Source organism: Phormidium sp. CCY1219, from assembly GCF_055795085.1.
Genome location: NZ_JAYFEQ010000276.1, coordinates 1 through 20,868 on the forward strand (window position 1 = coordinate 1; position 20,868 = coordinate 20,868).

The 20,868-nt window shown below is 47.6% G+C and carries 15 protein-coding genes; 5 read left to right on the top strand and 10 right to left on the bottom strand.

The annotated features are described in order from the left end of the window. A partial coding sequence (locus tag AC0QH1_RS03780) for an nSTAND1 domain-containing NTPase (protein ID WP_324629527.1) occupies positions 1-3,033 on the top strand: 3,033 nt, incomplete at its 5' end. Positions 3,034-3,230: 197 nt separating this feature from the next. Here the strand turns inward: AC0QH1_RS03780 and AC0QH1_RS03785 are convergent. The 7 genes from AC0QH1_RS03785 to AC0QH1_RS03815 all read right to left on the bottom strand — a co-directional run bounded on the left by AC0QH1_RS03785 (position 3,231) and on the right by AC0QH1_RS03815 (position 12,150). Continuing rightward, a complete protein-coding gene (locus AC0QH1_RS03785; RefSeq protein WP_324629528.1) occupies positions 3,231-4,085 on the bottom strand; it encodes a NotI family restriction endonuclease in 855 nt (284 codons plus the stop codon). Next, positions 4,082-5,179, bottom strand: coding sequence for a DNA-methyltransferase (locus AC0QH1_RS03790; RefSeq protein ID WP_324629530.1), 1,098 nt, complete (start codon positions 5,177-5,179; stop codon positions 4,082-4,084). Before AC0QH1_RS03790 ends, AC0QH1_RS03785 begins: the two co-directional genes overlap by 4 nt. A gap of 127 nt (positions 5,180-5,306) precedes the next feature. Further along, the gene (gene recG, locus AC0QH1_RS03795; RefSeq protein WP_324629531.1) at positions 5,307-7,808 is read right to left on the bottom strand and encodes an ATP-dependent DNA helicase RecG; all 2,502 of its coding nucleotides are present in this window, start codon (positions 7,806-7,808) and stop codon (positions 5,307-5,309) included. 9 nt (positions 7,809-7,817) lie between these two features. After that, positions 7,818-8,747: a hypothetical protein gene (locus tag AC0QH1_RS03800; RefSeq protein ID WP_324629532.1), complete on the bottom strand. Its 930-nt coding sequence runs from the start codon at positions 8,745-8,747 to the stop codon at positions 7,818-7,820. A gap of 406 nt (positions 8,748-9,153) precedes the next feature. Further along, positions 9,154-9,813: a translation elongation factor Ts gene (gene tsf / locus AC0QH1_RS03805; protein WP_324629533.1), complete on the bottom strand. Its 660-nt coding sequence runs from the start codon at positions 9,811-9,813 to the stop codon at positions 9,154-9,156. A 231-nt stretch (positions 9,814-10,044) separates the two neighbouring features. Then, a complete protein-coding gene (gene rpsB / locus AC0QH1_RS03810; protein WP_324629534.1) occupies positions 10,045-10,845 on the bottom strand; it encodes a 30S ribosomal protein S2 in 801 nt (266 codons plus the stop codon). 357 nt (positions 10,846-11,202) lie between these two features. Beyond that, positions 11,203-12,150: a glycosyltransferase family 2 protein gene (locus AC0QH1_RS03815; RefSeq protein ID WP_324629535.1), complete on the bottom strand. Its 948-nt coding sequence runs from the start codon at positions 12,148-12,150 to the stop codon at positions 11,203-11,205. A gap of 72 nt (positions 12,151-12,222) precedes the next feature. Here AC0QH1_RS03815 and AC0QH1_RS03820 point away from each other — a divergent pair, with 72 nt between their 5' ends. Further along, positions 12,223-12,450, top strand: a complete 228-nt coding sequence (locus tag AC0QH1_RS03820) for a hypothetical protein (RefSeq protein WP_324629536.1) — start codon at positions 12,223-12,225, stop codon at positions 12,448-12,450. A gap of 358 nt (positions 12,451-12,808) precedes the next feature. Here the strand turns inward: AC0QH1_RS03820 and AC0QH1_RS03825 are convergent, their stop codons facing one another. The 3 genes from AC0QH1_RS03825 to AC0QH1_RS03835 form a co-directional block, all read right to left on the bottom strand. Further along, positions 12,809-13,378, bottom strand: a complete 570-nt coding sequence (locus AC0QH1_RS03825) for a hypothetical protein (protein WP_324629537.1) — start codon at positions 13,376-13,378, stop codon at positions 12,809-12,811. A 267-nt stretch (positions 13,379-13,645) separates the two neighbouring features. Continuing rightward, the gene (locus AC0QH1_RS03830; RefSeq protein ID WP_324629539.1) at positions 13,646-14,875 is read right to left on the bottom strand and encodes a glycoside hydrolase family 10-like protein; all 1,230 of its coding nucleotides are present in this window, start codon (positions 14,873-14,875) and stop codon (positions 13,646-13,648) included. 160 nt (positions 14,876-15,035) lie between these two features. Beyond that, positions 15,036-16,253 carry a glycoside hydrolase family 10-like protein gene (locus AC0QH1_RS03835; protein WP_324629540.1) on the bottom strand — a complete coding sequence of 406 codons (1,218 nt, stop codon included), beginning with the start codon at positions 16,251-16,253 and terminating at the stop codon, positions 15,036-15,038. A 250-nt stretch (positions 16,254-16,503) separates the two neighbouring features. Here AC0QH1_RS03835 and AC0QH1_RS03840 point away from each other — a divergent pair, with 250 nt between their 5' ends. The 3 genes from AC0QH1_RS03840 to AC0QH1_RS03850 all read left to right on the top strand — a co-directional run bounded on the left by AC0QH1_RS03840 (position 16,504) and on the right by AC0QH1_RS03850 (position 19,854). After that, positions 16,504-18,198, top strand: a complete 1,695-nt coding sequence (locus AC0QH1_RS03840) for an ABC-F family ATP-binding cassette domain-containing protein (RefSeq protein ID WP_324629541.1) — start codon at positions 16,504-16,506, stop codon at positions 18,196-18,198. A 463-nt stretch (positions 18,199-18,661) separates the two neighbouring features. Beyond that, positions 18,662-18,892 carry a helix-turn-helix domain-containing protein gene (locus AC0QH1_RS03845; RefSeq protein ID WP_324629542.1) on the top strand — a complete coding sequence of 77 codons (231 nt, stop codon included), beginning with the start codon at positions 18,662-18,664 and terminating at the stop codon, positions 18,890-18,892. A gap of 215 nt (positions 18,893-19,107) precedes the next feature. Then, positions 19,108-19,854, top strand: coding sequence for a hypothetical protein (locus tag AC0QH1_RS03850; protein ID WP_324629543.1), 747 nt, complete (start codon positions 19,108-19,110; stop codon positions 19,852-19,854). The last annotated feature ends 1,014 nt before the right edge of the window (positions 19,855-20,868 follow it).

Consider the following 20,868-nt stretch of genomic DNA (forward strand, 5'->3'; position numbering starts at 1 on the left):
GATGAGATTTCTGCCAAGCTGACGCGGTTGGCACCGGATTTCGAGAGTTGGGGGAGTTTGACCGAGTTTGCGATCGCCCCGGAACTGTTGCTCGAAATCCTGCAGCAGTATGGCGATCGCCTGTTTCGCGCCGTTGTGCAAGCCAGCAATGGCGAGTTTCTCACTAATCAAGCCATTTTCGGCGATCGCTATCCGTTAGAACTCGATGCCGCTTTGCGAGAACTGCAACGCTCTGGCGCACAGTTATCCCCGGAATTACAGGCAGTATTGCACTTCGTTCGCGGTCGCGATGCCTATGTCGGCGATCGCATCGACGAGGCGTTGGATTTCTATCAGCAAAGCCTTGCTTTTTGGCAACACACTGACAATTTACAACGGCAAGGAATCAACCTCTATCATATCGCATTGGCCTATGGTCGTCAAGCGGAATTAGACCGCGATCGCGCCGCCCAACATTGGCAGCAAGCGCGGCACTTTTTAGAAGAATGCATAGCGGTTTTACAGCAGGGAAATCACCCGGAATTGGTGGCCAAATTTATCGTCACTCAGGCGGAAATTTTGCGCCAACTCCAAGCTTGGGACGCATTGCAAACCCTGGCTAATAGTGCCGTAAAATTGCCCGAAACTCATGGCAATCCAGGGGCATTGGCGCGAGATTATGGATTTTTGGCCGAAGTCGCCTTGCATCGGGAAAAGTGGATGGAAGCGAAAAATTTGGCCACAAAAGCTCTGGAAATTCTGGAAAGCGATGGCGAGGGGCAGCAACGAGACCGGGGGTTATTTCTGCTGCTGTTGGCGCGCAGTTTGCGCCCGCTGTCGGAAGGGGAAGCAGCGGTGGAGTGTCTGGAAAAAGCCCGCGATATCGACCCGCAGGATAACCCGCCACTCTATATCGAAATTTTAGAAGAATTGCGGTCGCTTTATTATGAAAAAAGCGAGTATCGCAAGGCTTTTCAAATCAAACAAGAACGCCGTTCCATCGAGCAACAATTTGGATTTCGCGCTTTTATGGGTGCGGGACGCTTAGAACCCCACCGAGAGGCGCGATTGCGTGCGTTTCCCCGTCTATCTCGCCCTACTGTAGCAGAGGAAATTATCGCCTCTGGACGCGAAACAGACCTGCATTACTTGATAGAAAGAATTGGTTCGACTCAGCATAAGCTGACGGTAATTCACGGTCAATCTGGGGTGGGGAAAAGTTCTCTGGTGAAGGCGGGATTGCTCCCGGCCCTGAATTCTCGGATTATCGGCGATCGCGAGGTGTTGCCCGTTGCGTTGCACGTCTATGGCAATTGGGTGTCAGAACTGGGTCAGCGCTTGAACAAATCTCTGGCTAAAAAAGGCATTTATTTGTCCGACTCTCCAACCTCGATTGAAGGGTTAATCGAACAGTTGCGAGAAACTGAATCTCGGCATTTGCTGACGGTGTTAATTTTCGACCAGTTGGAAGAATTTTTCTTCGGATGTCGCAATCCGGCGGATCGGTTAAAATTGTTTTGCTTTCTCGGGGAATGTTTGAATCTGCCGTTTGTTAAGGTGGTTTTGTCCTTGCGGGAAGATTACCTGCATTTTTTACTGATTGCTAATCGCTTCCAATGTTTGAGCGCCATCGACAATGATATTTTGAACAAAGCGGTTTTGTATCCCCTGGGAAACTTTTCCCCCAAGGGTGCAAAAGATGTAATCGACAAGTTAACTCAACGCGCTCAATTTCATTTAGAATCTGCGTTAGTCGATACTTTAGTTAGGGATTTATCTGGGGATTTGAAATCGGTGCGTCCGATTGAATTGCAAGTGGTGGGCGCGCAATTACAAATGGAGAATATTACTACCTTGGCGCAATATCGCGATTTGGGTGAAAATCCGAAAAAACAATTGGTGCAGCGCTATTTGGAAGAGGTGGTGAGAGATTGCGGTCCGGAAAATAAAAAGGCGGCGGAGTTGATTTTGTATTTGCTCACGGGGGAAAATAATACTCGCCCTTTGAAAACGCGATCGGATATCGAACGGGATTTAAAAGGGTTGGCGGTTAATTTATCGCCAACGCCGGAACAGTTGAATTTGATTCTCTATGTGTTCGTGCGATCGGGTTTGGTGTTTATGTTACCGGAATCCCCCGCCCATCGCTATCAATTGGTTCACGATTATCTCGTGGGGTTCCTGCGCCACAGTCAAGCGGACAGTATCCGCGAGTTACAACACCAGTTAAAGGAAAAGGAGGAGCAAGTGAGTCGTCTTTTGAAACGGCAATTGCAAGCCACTTTTGCTGCTGTAATTATTCTGCTAATTATTGCAGGAGGTGCGGTAGGATTTGGTTGGCAAAACAGAGAATTAGCGAATCAGCTTCAAGTGAACCAACAAAAGCTGGAACGGAACAATCAAAAACTGGAAGAAACTAATCACCAGTTAAAGGCAATAACTGCTCAACTCGAACAAGGAAAGCAAACACTGCTCGAATTCGCACTGCAACCGGAATCCCAACTCTCTAACGTTCTGGACGATTTAATTAATGAAGCCGATGTGAAAGCTGAAAACTACCAAGCCCTGAAACAATTCTTAATCCAAAGAGACTGGGAAAATGCCGATCGCGAAACTTACTTTTTGATGCTTTATATAGCTGGAAACAAGTCTTATCAACAAGGCTATTTCGATAAGGCAGAATACGAGAACTTTTCTTGTGCAGACCTGAAACTCATCGACGATCTGTGGTACGTTTCCAGTGGAGGTACCCAGGGATTCCGAGTTCGGCACAATATTTATCGCGAAAGCGGACAAGATTGGGAACAAATGTACGATCGCGTGGGATGGCGAAAGGACAACCGACGATTAATCGATACAGCATACGATCCAAAGACCCAGTGGTTCAGCTATCCTGATTGGTGGAAGCCCAATTTTGAGAATCCTCCAGAAGGTCATCTCCCCTATTTTTACGGAATTGCCGTGTATGAAACCCCACTACCGGATCCTAACAAACGCCAATTCCAGATTCAGGACCTCCTCGATCGCTGTGAGTATAATGCCCCGGATGAGTAAGGAGAAGCGATCGCCTCTCGCCACTGACCCCATGCCATTGATATAATATTTGCTGAATTAACCGCTACGGGTCCGATTCGCCCAGGGAAAGGCTATGGAAGCTTCTTCCTGTCTGGGAACGAGTCTTTCGATTGCGGTTAAATGCCCGGACATACTATGAGTCTGTATGGGTGCGATGTAAAAGAAGGCTTTTTTGTTTAAATTCTCAGCAAAGTTTCCGGACTCAACTTTGCCTGAATTCTCGCAACAAGCTGTTCTTCTGAAACTTCCACATCTTTTCTCATTCCCAGCATTGTCTCGATGCCTACAGTTGTCGTACTGTATCGAGAACTCAGTTCTAATGTAAATCCACCGTCTGCCTCTTGTGGTAGATTATACGTATGAAAATGAACCGCATCTTTTTCATCAGCGTCTTGCATCACCGAAGTATTAAATACCTTTGACATGTAGGAATAAAATGGTGCTTGAATAGCGAGTACCAAATGTTTGCCAAACAGTTCCAAACTGGTTGCTTTATGATGAAGCTGAATTAAAATCGTTTTAGCTGTCATTTTCCAGTTCATGCCATAGGTTTTTGAACTTCGGGGAAATTTTTTCACCGAAATGCCTATTTCATCTCGAATACACTGTTGTCGAGAAGGCCAAACCGTACCCGTGGTATCAAGGGCTTGGATTTCTATCCCTACATAATCCCGCACCTCTTGGCGACGGGCGGAAACTAGAAAATAATCAATATTCCCCCCAATAACTTCTATTTCTGAAGCAATGTGAAGTTGATTCCCGGGTTCGTGATTTTTCAGCAAATGCAGACAATCGAGAAAAATACGATCGTTTTGTAAAAAGCGATTCGGACAAATAATAATGGGTTCGCCTTTATATCCTACGGTACATGTACCGATAGAAATCTCCGGTTCGCTTTTGCGGGTTTTAAAGCATTTTTTATCAGAATAGATACACTGTTGAGAGTCAAGAATAGCTTGCCATTCTTCGCGATCGCGGTCTGACTCAGTTGAAAAGGTAAACAGTTCGAGAGGTCGCTTGGGAAAATTCATGGTAAGAGTTGAAATAAGCTAGGCTGATACTGAGATAGTCGTTCTTTTGCCACGGTCAAATATTCTGGACTCAGGTCAATTCCCAATCCCCTTCTTCCCAGCTTGACGGCGGTCAAAATTGCGGTTCCGGTACCCACAAACGGATCGAGCACGATTCCCCCACGCGGACAACTTGCTTTCATAGGGATTAAACACAACTCTTCTGGAAACGGTGCGAAATGCTTATCTTTTCGCCACCGATCTTCAGGTAAAATATCCCAAACATCTGCGGGTTTACTGCCTTTTCCGTGATAGGGCAAGATATAAAATCCTTTTTTCTTCAGCTCTAACGCGCGTCCCGAGACTTCTACCGCGTCGGAGTGAGTCGTTCTTTGTTGCCCTCTAATCACCATTCTAAAATCAAACCATTTTCCTTCTTTTACTTTTTCTAACGCATTATCCAGTGCTTGTAATGCATTCGCTTTTTCAAGTTTATCTAATTCCGAGGTTCGGTTGATTTGTCTTCGATAATTGACGCCACTCACTCCCGTCGCTGTCACGACTTGCCCGTTTTTTTTGACCCGAGATGATTTGGCGGTTTTTCTAATGGCATCTACGTCATAGTAATACTTGGGCTGTTTGACTAAATGAAAGAGGTATTCATGCACCGTTCTGAGCTTATCTTTAGAATTATCCGGACTGCCTTTTATTTTATGCCAAATTACATCATTTCTCAGAATCCATCCTTGGGTATCTTGTAAAGCAATGGCGATTCTCCACGGTATGCCTTGCAAGTTCTTGTGGCGATAAGTATCGCCAAGGTTCAACCAACAAGACCCTTCGGGTTTGAGAATGCGCTTGACTTCGGCGAAAACTTGCAGCAAGTTGTCAATATAGTCCGATAATGAGGGTTCGTTTCCGATGGAATGGGGATGGGTATATTTCCGTTGCTGCCAATAGGGCGGGCTAGTGATTGTCATGTCAATACTTTCTGAGGGAATGTCTTTGAGAATATCCAAAGCATTTCCCGAGAGGAGCAAATATTGCTGGCTACTCTTCCCTGCTAAAAACTCTGGAATTCTATTGCTGTTTGGCTGTGAGTTTGCAGTATCCATTGCGATTTTCTACTTTTTAAATCCACCGCGATCGCCGTTACCCGGTCTTTCTCCAATCCGGGGGAGGGGCAAAACCAATCGGTATCGGTATCGGTATCCTTCGCACATCGGCGGCGATATCGGGCAATTAGGTCATAATCGCGCCGCCGAGTAACCTTTGATAGCGATTCTCTAATTCCACTTTCAACAGGGGCCATCGGTCTAACGTGGCATCTTTGGCGATCGCCTTTTCTGCTGCATCCCGGGCCAACACCAAAATCTCTTGGTCTTCCACCAAACTCGCGAGGGCAAAATCGGGCAATCCAGACTGGCGAGTTCCGAGAACCTGTCCCGGTCCGCGCAGGCGCATATCCATTTCCGCAATCAAAAACCCATCTTGCGACTGTTCCATCACATTCAGTCGCTGACGGGCATCGGAAGTCGCTTTCGGATGGGTCATTAATATACAATAAGATTTATCCGCCCCCCGTCCCACTCTTCCGCGCAATTGGTGCAACTGAGACAATCCAAATCGTTCGGCATTTTCGATTAACATAACCGTTGCATTCGGTACGTCTACCCCCACTTCCACCACGGTAGTAGACACGATAATTTGAGTTTCTCCATCACGAAAGCTGCCGATCGCCGCTTCTTTTTCCGCAGAACTCATTCGTCCGTGTAGCAGTCCCACCGTAAATTCGGGAAACACCACATCCTGTAATCTTTGATATTCTTCAATTGCGGATTTTAAATCTAATTTTTCCGATTCTTCAATTAACGGTAATACTACATAAACTTGACGTCCTTGGGCCACTTCGCGGCGGATGAGTTCGTAGGCTTGTTTTCGGTCTTTTCCGGATAAAACGCTGGTTTGAATGCCTTGTCTGCCCGGGGGCAATTCATCAATTTGACTGACATCTAAATCCCCATGTAAAGTCAGGGCGAGGGTGCGAGGAATGGGGGTTGCGGTCATGGTCATCACGTGGGGCGCTTCGCCTTTTTGCTGCAATTTGGCGCGCTGTCCCACGCCGAAGCGATGTTGTTCGTCGATGACAATTAATCCTAATTTATGGAAGTTTACCGGGTCTTGAATTAAGGCGTGGGTTCCGACTAAAACGGGCAATTCTCCGGTTTCTAATTGGGGTAATATTTGCTTGCGTTTGGCGGTTTTGGTCGAACCGGTGAGCAACTCTACGGGAAGGTGCAGGAGATTAAACCAACTGACTAACTTTTTATAATGCTGTTCGGCGAGGACTTCGGTAGGTGCCATCAGTGCGGCTTGATAGCCGGCTTGAATGGCGGCTAACATGGCGACCACGGCGACCACGGTTTTCCCGGCTCCCACATCACCTTGTATAAGTCTGTTCATGGGTTCCGGTTTTGCCAAATCGGCGATAATTTCCCCAATGACTCGCTGTTGGGCGTTTGTGAGCTTAAAGGGCAGTAGTTGATAAAAATTCTCGATAAGTTCCCCTTGTGCGGCTAACACGGCGCTGGTTTGAGCTTGCTTCTGTCCCTGGCGACGATGCAACAGTCCGAGTTGCAGGTAGAAAAATTCATCGAACACCAGGCGGCGACGGGCTTCTTCACACATCGTGCGGTCTTCGGGGAAGTGAATTTGCGCGATCGCGGTGGGTAATTCCAGCAAGCCATATTTTTCGCGCAGTTTGGCGGGTAGGGGGTCGGGCAACAATTCGGTGGCGGGTAGGGCGGATTTGACGGCTTTCCTCACTAAGTCGGCACTCACACCTTCGGTGAGAGAATAAACCGGCACAACTCGTCCCACATTCATGGAGGCGATCGTGCTTCCATCGTCTAGCACTTCCAGTTGCGGGTTATCCAGGGAAATGCCGTATTTGCTTTTTTTCACTAACCCGGAGGCGGCGACGATCGCCCCGATGGGATACATTCGCTTTTGCATTTCTTGCCACCCGCGAGAACTGTGACGACCGGCAAAAAATCGACTAAGCTTGATTTGACCGGTATTATCTTTCAATACTACATTGAGAATGCTTAATTTCTTATTGCGCGGACTGGTAAAGCAATCGCAGCGCTTGACTTTCCCAACCACGGTTACGGTTTCCCCAGGTTCGAGTTCCTTGATGTTCGCCTGACGGGCATAGTCGATATGGTCGCGGGGGAAATAATAAAGCACGTCGTATAGGGTGTACAATCCCAATTTCCCCAGGCGGGCGGCGTTGCGCGGTCCGACCAGTTGGGTCAATCCTCCGTCTAAGGAGAGATTGGCGGCTGTGCCGTTATCGCTAGCGGATGTGGCTTTTATCGGTTGCGCGACGGGTGCTTGGGAGTCGGCGACGAGTCGGTGTTGTCGGGGTTTTCTCCCTTCGGAATTTCTCGAGGTGCGATCGCTACTGCAGACTCGTTCCATATCTAGCAGAAACTTCCGCGCATCGGTGACTAATTCCTCTCGCTGCTGCTGAGTGAGCTGGGCATAACTGCCAAATTGCGCCGCCATCGATTGCCATCGCCGCAGGTCCGCTGAGAGCAAATTCCCGGGCGGCGCTTCTAAGCTCACCTGGAGAAATTCGCTAAAGCGATATTCGTTTCCTTGCAGGTCGGTATATCCCCGCTGTGCCTCGACGGACAAGGCTTTTTGCAGTCGCACCCAATCTGGTAATTCTGTTGCCACGGTTTCCCCCTACAGATTTATTTTTCCTGCCCAACTGGCGCGCCACGCCCCTTCGGCTTGGGCGACGACCAGTTCTCGTTGTGTTTGCTGATAGTCTCGTTTGAGTGAATTTAATCCGCTCGAAAGTTTCCGAAGTTCCCCGCGCAGGGTACTGAGTTTCGGATCGGCAAATTCAATATCGGATAACCGCATGTGAATTGCCATAATATGAATCGGCCCTTTCGCTAATGCCGCTAAGCCTTTAATTCCTTGCAAATCTTCTGGCGTTTCGGTTTGAATGGTCATGTCGATTACATTAGGCGGTCCGGCCATTGCTGCGTCGGAGTTGGGAACTTTGGCGGCTGCTTCTAAAAACATTTCTGGCAAGTCCTGGGAAAGGATACCTTCTTGGTGAAGCAAGCGATTCGTTTGGCGGGAGACTTGTTGCAATACACGCACAATAGCAGATTCTACCTTAACAAGCCACTGGTCTAAACGCTCTGGGTCTTCGATCGCTTTGCTGTCGGTAACGGCGATCGCCTCGGATTCCTCTTCCTCGCTTTCTATCTGTTCGCCCATCTCTATTTCTTCTGACTCGCTTTCTATCTGTTCGCCCATCTCTATCTCTTCTGACTCGGATGGGAAATTTTCCGCCTTAGCGGTTTCTTCTTCGGCACCGACCTGTTCGAGCAAGTTTCCAAGTTCTTCTTGCGATCGATTGCCTATCTGGCGCAGCTTCTCTTGTAGTTGCTGTTTTCTCGAGAAGCTCAACCCGAGAAAATTTTCTGGATAGCCTTGGGTACAAATATGGTAAGTCGCCAAAATGAGCTGCTGGCGCATGGCTTGTCCGAGGACGGCGAGATAATCTCGATACGCCCCATCGAACCGTTCCGCCAGATCCTTTGACGCCTTCTGGAGTTTTGCAATGTCTCGTTCTATGCGATCGATGGATCTCGCCATAGCTTTTTTTCTCTGCTTTGGAGATCGACTATTCTTTCTACATAATTCGGGTTTTTCATACTATAGCATTTTTCATTTTCATCCAGTATGACCCCGATTTTTTCCCAACCCTTGAGGTATTTGAATCCCCAACCCCCTCCACCACTCCCCCGGAGAAGAACTGCGATAAAGAAAAGACAGGTCATCAAGTTTTTTTGACCTGTCTTTCTGACAGTTCTGCCATTTTCCCTGGGAAAGAAAAGACAGGTCATCGTTTTTTTTTGACCTGTCTTTCTGACAGTTCTGCCATTTTCGCCCCCGTGGAAAAATTGAGCCTGGGTAATGGTTATCCTGGGGCAGATCTTCGCTTACCGTTACTCATTCCCAACTGGGGGTAAGTCTCCGGAAAAATACGCGCGGGGTCTGATTACTTACCCTCAATTTGCGCGGCGACTTCATCCGCCAAATTCGATTCTTCTTTCTCAATCCCTTCCCCGAGCACGAAGCGGATGAAGCGCCGAATTTGAATGTTTTCCCCTAACTGGGCGATCGCTTGCTTGACTAACTCCGCCACCGTAATATCCTGATTCCGAATGTAGGGCTGATCCATCAAAGATATCTCTTTCAAACGCTTATCAATTCGCCCTTGAACGATTTTTTCTCTGATGTTCTCTGGCTTGGAGGCTAAATCTTCTCGCCCCATCTCGATCGCCTTTTCTTTCTCCACCATGTCCGAGGGAATCTCGTCCACGCTGACGTATTCCACGTTCGGACAAGCCGCAATTTGCATAGCCACATTGCGAACTAAGGTCTGAAACTCTTCGCGACGCGCCACAAAGTCAGTTTCGCAGTTCACTTCCACCAGGACGCCAATCCGCCCCCCAGTGTGAATGTAGCTATCCACTAGCCCTTCTGCTGCGACGCGACCGGCTTTTTTCTCCGCTGAGGTAATTCCCTTTTGTCGCAGCCACTCCATCGCTTTGGTGGAGTCACCATCGCTTTCCTGAAGTGCTTTTTTGCAGTCCATCATGCCTGCGCCTGTCTTTTCGCGCAGCTCTTTGACCAGTTTTGCAGATATGTCCGCCATTTTGCCTTCGTTACCCTATGGATTTACAATTTCCCCGAATCCTAACTCCGGGGTGTTCGCCATCTGCTTTAGCCAAGCAACAGAAGCATCTCTTTGAAATACTACAACATCGGCTCAGCTTCAATTTTTCATCCCTGCTCGCTTCTCCCTCTTCGGCTAGAGTGGAGACCTCGGTCTGGTCTCTACTCTAGCTCGAGAGATGCGTTCGCTTACTGGATTCGCGATCGCCGATTATTCCTCGGTGTCCTCATCCTCTTGTTCGTCTTCGGAGTACATCGCCTCTTCGTCGTACTCGTACTCCCCTTCGTAATCGTCGTAGCCTCCGTCATCCTCGCTCTCGGCGGCGGGCTGTCCGTGACGACCTTCGTAAATCGCATCGGCTAATTTACCCACAATTAGCTTGATCGACCGGATCGCATCGTCGTTCGCCGGAATCGGAATGTCCGCTACGTCGGGATCGCAGTTCGTATCCAACAACGAAACGATCGGCAAGTCTAGTTTCAAGCACTCCTGTACCGCGTTGTACTCCCGCCGTTGATCCACAATCACCACGATGTCGGGCACTTTCCGCATGTTTTTGATGCCGCCTAAATATTTCTGTAGCTTCTCGAGTTCGCGGCGCAACATCGCTCCCTCTTTCTTCGGACGCATTGCCAGCGCCCCGCTCTCTTCCATGCGCTCTAGTTCTTTCAGGCGCTCGACTCGGGTCTTGATGGTGGTCCAGTTGGTCAGCATTCCCCCCAACCACCGTTGGTTGATGTAAAATGCCCCGCACCGCGCTGCTTCTTGCGCCACAATGCCGGCAGCTTGCCGTTTTGTGCCCACAAACAACACTTTTTCCCCTTTCTCTGCGGTGGTTCTCATGTAGTCGTAGGCTTCTTCCATCAACTGCGCGGTCTGCACTAGGTCGATGATGTGAACGCCGTTGCGATCGGTGAATATATACCGATCCATTTTCGGATTCCAACGCCGGGTCTGGTGCCCAAAGTGAACGCCGGATTCCAATAAGTCGGCCAATGAAACAACTGGCATTTTTTTCTCCTAATTCGGGTTAATCCTCCATCCGAGGGGATCTCTGGCAACGGCTTCGCTGCTAGAAACACCCGAACTCTCGGATGTGCGAGATTAGACAACTTTACTAGGGTAACACAACTCTCCCCTTTTTTCTTCCCCCGCTTCGGATTTTTCTCCCCCAACCGCCAAACCTCCATTTGGCGGCTGTTTTCTGCCCTCGGTTGCCCTCCCTTCTCTCCCCTACTGGCTGGGTCTGTGCTCCGCCCCTCTCTCCCAGACTCTCTACCGCTTTCTCCCTCCAAGCGTTATCCCCTCAGTTATTCTCTCTTTTCCTTCTTGCAAAATTCTCGACTTTCCCCCTAAAAATTCCCCTCCCTACCCTTGCCTTTTCCCCTGCATTTCCCCATAGGCTTCGTAAACCGCTTTCACGTTATACCAATTTAAAAATAGTCTCGATAACTCCTGCGCCCATTGCCCTTTCTCTCTCTCGATTAACCATTGCAATATCCCCGCCATTGTCCGTTCGTTCAATCTTCCCCCCACGGACAGTATCCCCCACAATATTCGGTGCAATAGGGTCATCTGAATCATCATCCTGACTTCCCAATTCGGATGCTTTTGATAAAACACTACTCCCATCCTCCCCCGCTGCTTTTCTCGCTCGATCGCCCGGGGCAAATCTTCTAAGGAAAATGCCGGATGCCAGTGATATCCTACCGCTTCGGGACATTTCACCAGTTTTAAGTTCAGCTTCTTTAACCTCACCCCTAACTCTAAATCCTCCCAGCCATATTCGCAAAACTCTGGGTCGAATCCCCCAGCTTTCTCTAACCACTTGCGCGCGATCGCCACATTCCCCGTGGCAAAATATGCCGCCGAAAAATCCGTGATTTTGTACGCCTCTTCTGTGGGATGCTCGAAGTTATTGGTGTTGATGACTCTCCCATAGGTAAATAGCCGATCGCTTCCCCTCTTTACCTCCCCTTTCCGCAATCCCTCCCCATGCGCTACGAGAAAATTCTCCGTCACTACTAAATCGCTGTCGATAAACACGATTATCTCTCCTCTGGCTTTTTCTACCCCGAGGTTCCTCGCCGCCGCAGGCCCTTGGTGCCTTTGCTCAAACCAGCGTAAATGCTTCCATCTCCCTTCATTCTCTCTTAACCACTCTACCGTTCCATCCCTGGAACCATCATCCACAACGATGATTTCATAGCCGACTATTCCCCTGTCTTTCGGAATTCTCTGCCTTTCTAATGCCTCGATACATTTCTCTAAAATCAATCGGCGATTGTATGTGGGAATAATGACGCTGAAAAACACTTATTTCCCTCTCACAGCAGTTGCAATTTTGGCCTGTCTGGGGTTGACGCTTACCCCGGTTTTGGGAATGCGATGATTCTACCATCTTCCCTCTGGGGCGATCGCTCTTCCTCTCCCTCCTCCCCTTCTATGCACAGTTTTGTCTTTTTGTCAAACTCTAATTGCCAATTGGCGATTAGCCATCCAAAAAATTGTGCGTCGAGAGAGCAGCCCGATCGCCGTTTCCTCCCGCTTCTGTCTGGCGATCGCACGAACTTATTAGGGTTACAGCCTCCCTCTACCGCCTATTTTTTCGTTTAGTCATAATAAGCCCATTATTTTTTTCTAGTATAGCCCTCAAACCCCCAGAATTGCGTGCGATTTTTCACCCTTTTTTGCCCTAACACTCGGCCAAAAATTTTTAATTTTAAAACAAAAGCGTAAATTGCATAATTAAAATTAATCTAAAAGCCGAAAATCGTCGAAAAGTTGGCAACTGTTAAATTGCAGATTCATAATTATAGGCAACCGAAGCAATGACCAATAGCGATCGCGCTTTTTCGATGTAAGGAGTGAGTGAGTCGGGTGGGTTGGCTCCCCACAGGCAGATAGTCATGTGCAAACCCCTCGGCAATGCCCACCCTACAGCGAGTCAAAAAAGGAATGAGGCGGGTTTGTCTTATACCAAAGGGTGACGGCGCAAGAGAATTAGAGCCAAACCAGACAGGGCAGCGATCGCCAGCCATGCCACCGCCAATCCCACCACCTCAGCCAAAAACAGCTCGGTGCGATCGCGCAGAACGCCCCCCACCACCCAGCCACAGGGCAATCCGACCGCCCAGCTCATCGCAGAGGCCAGAATCCACCATGCCGCCTGGGAGAAGTAGCGCCGCCACACCAGCCATTGTCCCAACCCCAAAAACGCCCCCACCATTGCGCCATCCAAACAACCGTAAAAAATCCGGATGCCCAGCAATTCCGTGCGCGGCGCAATCCAGCCTAACGCCCCCAGACCACTCCCGCCAATGAATGCCCAACTCAGCAGGGTGGCCAGTATCCACCATCCCATCCGATAAAATTGTTGGCGTAAAACTAGCCATTGCACCAAGGCGATCGCCGCGCCACCCATTGCTCCGTCCAGGGCACCGATATAGGGTCTCACCCCCACTTCCACAAACAGCAAACTGAGTAAAAAACCCACCCCGGTGCCGAATACCCACTGCACCCAAAAACCACAATCATTTTTCATCGGTTGGATTGGCCAATAGTTCACCGAAAAATTAGCGCCCTGCAATCCAGAAAGTACGGGGTTACGGTGGCAATGCACCAGGTAAGACTATAGTCTATTTTCACCCTGTAATGCAAGGGTTTGGCGGAAATTTCTCCTAGAGTCCCTGTGGTTTTAATCAGACAGACTTGAAGCTGGCTTGCTGTACCGAATGAGTGACTCGGGGGCAAAGACTGGGTATGCCAACGCGATTTCTACCCCCCAACGCGAGCAATATTATCCTTCACCTTAACTTCCCGGAGAAGCCAACAATTTGCCAAAAGCTTGGCGACGGACTTGGGGCGATTCTGGGGTCAGGTAACTCCATAAGGTTTCCCAGTAGAAAAACGAGAAGCCATCAAATCCGCGATCGCGCACTACCTGCACCTGCTGTTGGATTTCTTCCATCGTCACCGGATTGGTTAAAGTTCCGCTTAAAATTCCAATGCCCACCGGAATTCTCCGCCGCGCCATCTGTAGCGATCGCCGGTCTAACTCTGCGGTAAAATCGCTCAATTTATCCCGATAAACCTGCAAAATCAACTCATCTACCCACCCTTCATCTACCCACCTTTGCCAATCTTGAAGATAGTGGCGATAGGCAAATCCTTGGGGATTGGGCGATAAAGACACCACGCACTCGGGTTTAATGCGTTTTACTTCTCGATAAACCCTTGCCATAAATTCGCTGAGTTTATTCGCCCGCCATCTCATCCATTCCGCATTCAAGTAATCTTTCGGTGGCGGATTCCCCTGATGTTCCTCTCGATAAAGCTTCACCGTCAATAAATCGTACCCTAACTCCACTGGCATGGCAAAATGGTCATCCAGTTGAATCCCATCTACGTCATAGTTTTGCACCACTTCTTTAATTAAATCGAGGATAAACTGCTGCACTTGCGGATGCAACGGATTCAACCAAAGATTGTGGGATGCTATTCCCGGTAGCGGTTGGGCAACTTGGGAGAAATTCTCCTCTTCCCCGTCAGTGTTGGGATTCACATTAGCTTCAGTTAGCCATCCGGGATGCTGCTTGGCAAATTGAGAATTAGCCGGAACCATAAATCCATATTCAAACCAAGGCATCACCGTCAATCCTCGGCGATGACTCAGATTAATTATTTCCGGTAAAATATCTCGCCCAAACCGGGCAAACTGCAACCAATTGTCTTGGTATCGCCCTATTGCTTGATTCGCAACTTGACTGCGGTAAAACGTATGTCCCCGATTCCAGACTACTGGGTAAATGCGATTAAAATTCTGTTGGGAGAGTTGGTGAATGGCCCGATTTATTCCCCAAGGAGCAAATAAAACGCTACTGCCCACATTGGCTATCCAAACGCCGCGAATTTCCGAATAATTTCCCACGGATGGTGTCGGGTTGGATCTTGGCATAAGCGGAAATAAAAATAAGGCGATCGCCACCACAACGCTGCCAACGATTCCCCAATTTAGTGGTTTATTTTTGCCAAGTTTCATTATCCTACTTATGAAGTCTTTTAGTGTTATTGTTATTTACCTTATTCCTCGTTTACAGCTTCGCTGGTTAACCCAAAAAACTTCCTTAAATTCAACCGAAACAATCTCCTCTACCTATAGTTGTCCGGGGAAGCTATTCCCGCGAACACTCCCTGAAATCCTAACGCGAATTATCCGGTGCAAAGAGAGAGTGAAAAACCTGGCGGCGCTTTTTGGGCGAGTCAGGGATGACAGACCCCCACAAGCTTTCCCAATAAAAGAATGCAAAGCCATCAAAGCCGAGTTCGCGAGCAATTTTGACCCGTTTTTTAACCTCAGAGATAGAAATAGGGCGTTTCATTGTACCGCTTAAAATGCCGACCTCAACCCGGGTGAAATTGCGGGCATACCAGACAGTGGAGATGAGTAATTCTTGGTGGAAGCGATATAGGCGATCGTGATAGACTTGCAAAATTAATTCATCAATCCATCCCGATTCTACCCAGGTTAGCCAATCTTGCAGGTAATGGCGATAGGCAAAACTTTGGGAATGCGCCGCCAGCGAAATAGGACAATCGGGTTTAACAAATTTGACGACTTGAAAAATGCGCTGCATGAAGTCCGTGATTTTTGCTGCCCGCCAGCGTATCCACTCGGAATTGTAAGGATTGTTGGGGGGCGGATATCCCCAGTGTTCTTGGCGGTACAGTTCTATGGTAAAAGGGTCATATCCTAACTCCACGGGCAATCCAAAATTATCGTCAAATTGAATGCCATCGACGTTATAATTGAGAATTACTTCAACGATTAAACTGAGAAGGAAATTTTGCACCTCTGGGTGCAGGGGGTTGAGCCAAACCTGTTGGATGGTGAAGGGATTATCGAGAAGTTCGGATTTGAGTTCGTCTTCTTGCAAATTTTCGCTGCGATCGCGGTGCTGCGTTATCCAGTCCGGATGACGCTTAACCAGTTCGGAATTCTTCGGTGCCATAAACCCATATTCAAACCATGCCAAAACGTTCAAATTTTGCTGATGTCCTTCTTGGATAATGCGGTGCAAAATATCTTCGCCATCCTGCATCAATGCGAGCAATACATCTTGCGATCGCCCAGTTTCGCGTTGGGAAACGGAACTGGGATAAAAGGTTTGTCCGCGATTCCAAACCACCGGATAAACTGTGGTAAAATGATGTTGCGATAGTTCGTCCAATGCCCGCGTCACTGCGCCGGGAACAAACAACACATCGCTGCTAACATTGGTCAGCCACACCCCCCGCGTTTCAGTTAGGGGAGTCGCCGATTGAGAAACGGCTACAGAGAAAACAGGAAAAATCGCCACGGCGATCGCTACCACCCCACCCACGATTCGATTTAAGCATCTGCGAGCATTCCGGTTCATTATATGCAGATAGTCCACTTGAGAGAAAATTACAACCTCCGTTCTCGGGGCGAGTTCCGTCACCAGTTCCCAGAGTCACAGACAATTTACACGAAAGCGCCCCATCAGTGGTTAATTTTTGTTAAGATTAACGCGACAACCGCCAACGCCAGACGGATAAACCACCGTGCAGATGCCCTAACCTGCGTCTGTTCCTCTGATTCCGTCGCCGAAGATGCCCTTGTTGTTCCACTTACCTGGGAGTAATTGAATGCTACGACTCGAACATATCAGTAAAATTTACCCGACTGGGGAAGTTCTCAAAGATGTCACCTGGGAAGTTAAACCTGGCGATCGCATCGGCTTAGTCGGCGTCAATGGGGCGGGCAAATCCACCCAACTGAAAATTATTGCCGGCGAAATCGAACCTACCGCCGGCGAAGTCATTCGTCCCGCCAACCTGCACATTGCCTACCTCACCCAAGAATTCGAGGTGGATCCGGCACGCACGGTCCGCGAAGAATTTTGGACCGTATTTCAAGAAGCAAACCACGTGCAACACCAATTGCACGAGGTACAACAGCAAATGGAAACCGCCTCCCCAGAGCAACTCGATAAACTCATTCATAAATTAGATAAGCTACAGCGTAAATTTGAAGCCTTAGACGGTTATACTTTAGACGCCCAAATCGAAAAAATATTACCCGAAATGGGCTTTACCCCCGAAGATGGCGATCGCCTCGTCAGCGCCTTTAGCGGCGGGTGGCAAATGCGGATGAGTTTGGGTAAAATTCTTCTGCAAAATCCCGATATATTGCTCCTCGACGAACCCACCAACCACCTGGACTTAGAAACCATCGAATGGTTGGAAACCTATCTCAAAGGGCTAACCACCCCAATGGTTATTGTCTCCCACGATCGCGAATTCCTCGATCGCCTTTGCACCCAAATCGTGGAAACCGAACGCGGCATCTCCACCACCTACCTAGGCAACTATTCCGCCTATTTAGAACAAAAATCCCTCAACCAAGAAGCTCAACTCACCGCCTACGAACGTCAGCAAAAAGAAATCGCCCAACAACAAGCATTTGTCGATCGCTTCCGCGCCAGCGCCACCCGCAGTACCCAAGCAAAAAGCCGCGAAAAACAACTGGACAAAATCGACCGCATCGAAGCCCCAACAGCAAATTTAAAAAGCCTGCGCTTCCAATTTCCTCCCTCCCCGCGTAGCGGGCGCGAAGTAGTCAATATTAAAGATTTAGTCCAGATTTACGATGACAAAATTCTGTTCTTAGGCGCAGAATTGCTCGTAGAACGCGGCGATCGCATCGCCTTCCTCGGACCGAATGGTTGCGGAAAATCTACCCTCCTGCGAATGATGATGGGCATGGAAAAACCCAGCGAAGGTATCATCGAACTGGGCAAACATAACGTCATCCCCGGCTATTTCGAGCAAAACCAAGCTGAAGCATTAGAACTTACCAAAACCGTCATGGATACTATCCACGACGAAGTACCCGACTGGAAAAACGAAGAAGTTCGCACCTTATTAGGTCGCTTCCTCTTTAGTGGCGAAACTGTCTTTAAACAAATCGCCGCCCTCAGTGGTGGAGAAAAAGCTCGCGTCGCTTTGGCTAAAATGCTGCTTCGTCCCGCCAATTTACTCTTATTAGACGAACCCACTAACCATCTGGATATTCCCGCCAAAGAAATGCTCGAAGAAGCATTGCAAAATTACGATGGAACCGTGATTATCGTCTCCCACGACCGCTATTTTATCTCCAAAGTAGCTAACAAAATTGTCGAAATTCGTGACGGCGAATTTCGCTCCTATCTCGGCGACTATCACTATTATTTAGATAAAATTGCCGAAGAAAAAGAGCAGGAACGTCAAGCTAAAATCGCCGCCGCTAAAGCTGCTAAAAAAGCCGCCAAAAAAGCTAAAGCCGCCGCTAAAGGTAAATAGAAAAGCGGCGATTAAAATCGCGCCTAGACAGGTTAAGTCCGCATGACAAGGACTAATCCTTTTAACTCGTTCCCCCCTGGGGGGAACGCCCTCAAAAAGGTGGGGGATTAAAATCGCGCCTCCGCAAGCTTTAGCTTAGCCATTCCCCCTGACTACCGCCCTCATCACAGGTGATTTGGGAGAAACTTCAAAGGAACGATAGAGGCGATCGCCTCTCCCAAATAACGGCTAAGTCTGACACCGATTCGGCGAACGCGGCAGCACTTCAAACGCGATCGCTCACCGTCAAACCCCACCGCCCCAATTCCCACGATGCCGCTGCAATCTTTGAGCAATCTCAGCTAAAGCCATCGCCTGGTTTGCCTGGAGACCTACTGCCCTGAAACGCTTCACAACTGGGACGTGCAGAAATTTAACAAAATATTAAAGATTTTATATCACCTGTTCTGGTTATAGTAAAAAAATGACACAATCCACCTTGCAAGCATCCGAACTCATCCGGGCACTGCGCGAACGGCTGGGACTCTCCCAGGAAAAGCTCGCCGTTCGGTTGGGCGTGTCGTTCCAGACGGTTAACCGCTGGGAGAAGGGGCGCGTCACTCCGTCGCCGATGGCGATTAAGCCGATCGAGTTGCAACTGCGGCAGATGGGAGACAGAGGGGCTGATTTGTTGGAGGTGTATTTTAGGGATTAGCTGCAAGATTGGAGTGCGATACCAGTAAGTTAAGGAATCTGAACCGATGTCCAGAGGCAAGAAATCGAAACAGCCCAAGGAAGTGAAGAATTACAACCATGCTCACTGGGGTATCAAAAATCAGATCCACTGCTTTAACTGATTTAGGACGGCTACAATAAAAAGCAAATTAATGCTCTAACCTTGTAGATTTACATTAATAGAGGAAGCTAAAGATGAAACACCATCACAAAGCCGAAATCGATAGAAGATTAGACGATACTTTAAGAAAGCTTTCAGAAACAAAATTAATAGATAAAATTGAAGTTGATGAAAAGACACGACAAGTTATTCAACAATTAGGAGAATCCTTAAAACAACTTGGAAAAGACTTAAAAGAAAATGGATTATTAGGATCGGGTGTTAATAATTTAGCCAATGAAATGGCTTCATGTGTAAAGAAATTGTCAGGAGTCATCGAGAAATTTTTTGAAATTTTTACCGAAATTTCTAAAAATGCTTGGTCAAACATATTAATGGCAGCAAGCAGTGGTTCTTCATTAGCTAAAGCTAATGGCCAAAAACTAATTGATTTTGCTAAGACTTCAAGTAGTAAAGCGCGTATGTGGGCTAAGACTTCAACGGGTATGACGATTGTTACAGTAGCTGTGGTGATTAGTCTTGCTGGGGGGGGCTTTTATCTTTATAAAAAACACGAAAAAAAAGAACAGGAGAAAAAAATGAATTTAGAAATAGAAGAAAAAATCAATAAAATAAAACAGAAAATTTATGATTCCTATTCAAATCCAGTGGAATTTAAAAAGTATTTTACTTCGGGTCAGTTTGTTACTGAATTGTTTTCAATTAGTAACATATCTTCAGAAAAAATAGAGGAATGCAAGCAAGATGTAATCAATTATTTACAATCAATGATGCAATTTGGATTTGAATTGGGATCTGAATTGGGATTTGAGAATTCCTAAACCGATAAGCGAAACCATCCCGTAGGCTATTGCCTCGACCTCCTCGACACCGATTACGACCCGAACCCAGAACCCCTGATAAGAGCGGGAGGGGAATCGTCCCGGGATGCGATCGCCCCCAATCGTGGATCCGGTTTACCACGAAGCTGCTCGATAAGCTACTGCTACGAAAAGCCCTTCGGGCATGGCTTCACTTACCGCATTTGATGCAAGACGAAATTCTCAAAGACCTGGGCGTTATTCGGCAGCCGAATGCCATCAACTTTTATTGCATAGACACTCTATTAAGTAAGAATCTGGATCTTTGGATTAGAAAAGCTTATCGTCACGAACTAGAAAGACCCAGGTAACTTGATGTGTACTATCTTATGCTGTTGTATGTTTGGAATCAGAGCTTGTTGTAAATGATATACCTGGATAAAAAACTAAAGGAGTTTTCGTAAGCATGGAAGTATTTTTTTTGATTGTTATTTCTTTGACTTTTTTGGTCTGGTTTGCTACACAAGCCAACAAAAATGTATTCCTTAATGTTAAAACTTTTTGGGGACGTGGCAATTTAAGAATAACCAATACCAGTAAAAAAAGTCATGGTTCAAAGAGAACTAAGACAACACAATATACGAGATGTCCCCAATGTAACGTCAGAATAAAAAGAAAAAATTTGTTGTCACATCAAATATCAAAGTGTCCCAAAAGACATTTACCTCCCCCTCCCCCTTCCACTAGGTTTTAGAGTTTAGAGCGTTATAAAAAGAAGGGGAATTCTGTATTAACTCCGGTCTAACCCAGCACCTTCACCGCCCACAGGATTGATTAGAAAGTAAATCGCCTCGCCTGATAACTGTCAGTTCCGACACTTATCCGAGAAATCCGACAACCTTGCCCGAGATGCGATCGCCCCTCCAAACTCTCACCCCTAACAGTTATTAATGATTTAAAAGACTTGAGAATTTGGCAAAAAGGTATGGAAATTGCAGAAAAATGCTATTTTCTGACTAATCTTTTCCCTAAACA

Excerpts from the sequence above, each read along its gene's own strand:
- AC0QH1_RS03835 (WP_324629540.1), bottom strand. The coding sequence starts at position 16,253 with ATGAACCGGAATGCTCGCAGATGCTTAAATCGAATCGTGGGTGGGGTG.
- AC0QH1_RS03790 (WP_324629530.1), bottom strand. The coding sequence starts at position 5,179 with ATGGATACTGCAAACTCACAGCCAAACAGCAATAGAATTCCAGAGTTT.
- AC0QH1_RS03830 (WP_324629539.1), bottom strand. The coding sequence starts at position 14,875 with ATGAAACTTGGCAAAAATAAACCACTAAATTGGGGAATCGTTGGCAGC.
- AC0QH1_RS03800 (WP_324629532.1), bottom strand. The coding sequence starts at position 8,747 with ATGGCGAGATCCATCGATCGCATAGAACGAGACATTGCAAAACTCCAG.
- AC0QH1_RS03850 (WP_324629543.1), top strand. The coding sequence starts at position 19,108 with ATGAAACACCATCACAAAGCCGAAATCGATAGAAGATTAGACGATACT.
- AC0QH1_RS03845 (WP_324629542.1), top strand. The coding sequence starts at position 18,662 with ATGACACAATCCACCTTGCAAGCATCCGAACTCATCCGGGCACTGCGC.
- tsf (WP_324629533.1), bottom strand. The coding sequence starts at position 9,813 with ATGGCGGACATATCTGCAAAACTGGTCAAAGAGCTGCGCGAAAAGACA.
- AC0QH1_RS03825 (WP_324629537.1), bottom strand. The coding sequence starts at position 13,378 with ATGAAAAATGATTGTGGTTTTTGGGTGCAGTGGGTATTCGGCACCGGG.
- AC0QH1_RS03785 (WP_324629528.1), bottom strand. The coding sequence starts at position 4,085 with ATGAATTTTCCCAAGCGACCTCTCGAACTGTTTACCTTTTCAACTGAG.
- AC0QH1_RS03820 (WP_324629536.1), top strand. The coding sequence starts at position 12,223 with ATGATTCTACCATCTTCCCTCTGGGGCGATCGCTCTTCCTCTCCCTCC.
- rpsB (WP_324629534.1), bottom strand. The coding sequence starts at position 10,845 with ATGCCAGTTGTTTCATTGGCCGACTTATTGGAATCCGGCGTTCACTTT.
- AC0QH1_RS03840 (WP_324629541.1), top strand. The coding sequence starts at position 16,504 with ATGCTACGACTCGAACATATCAGTAAAATTTACCCGACTGGGGAAGTT.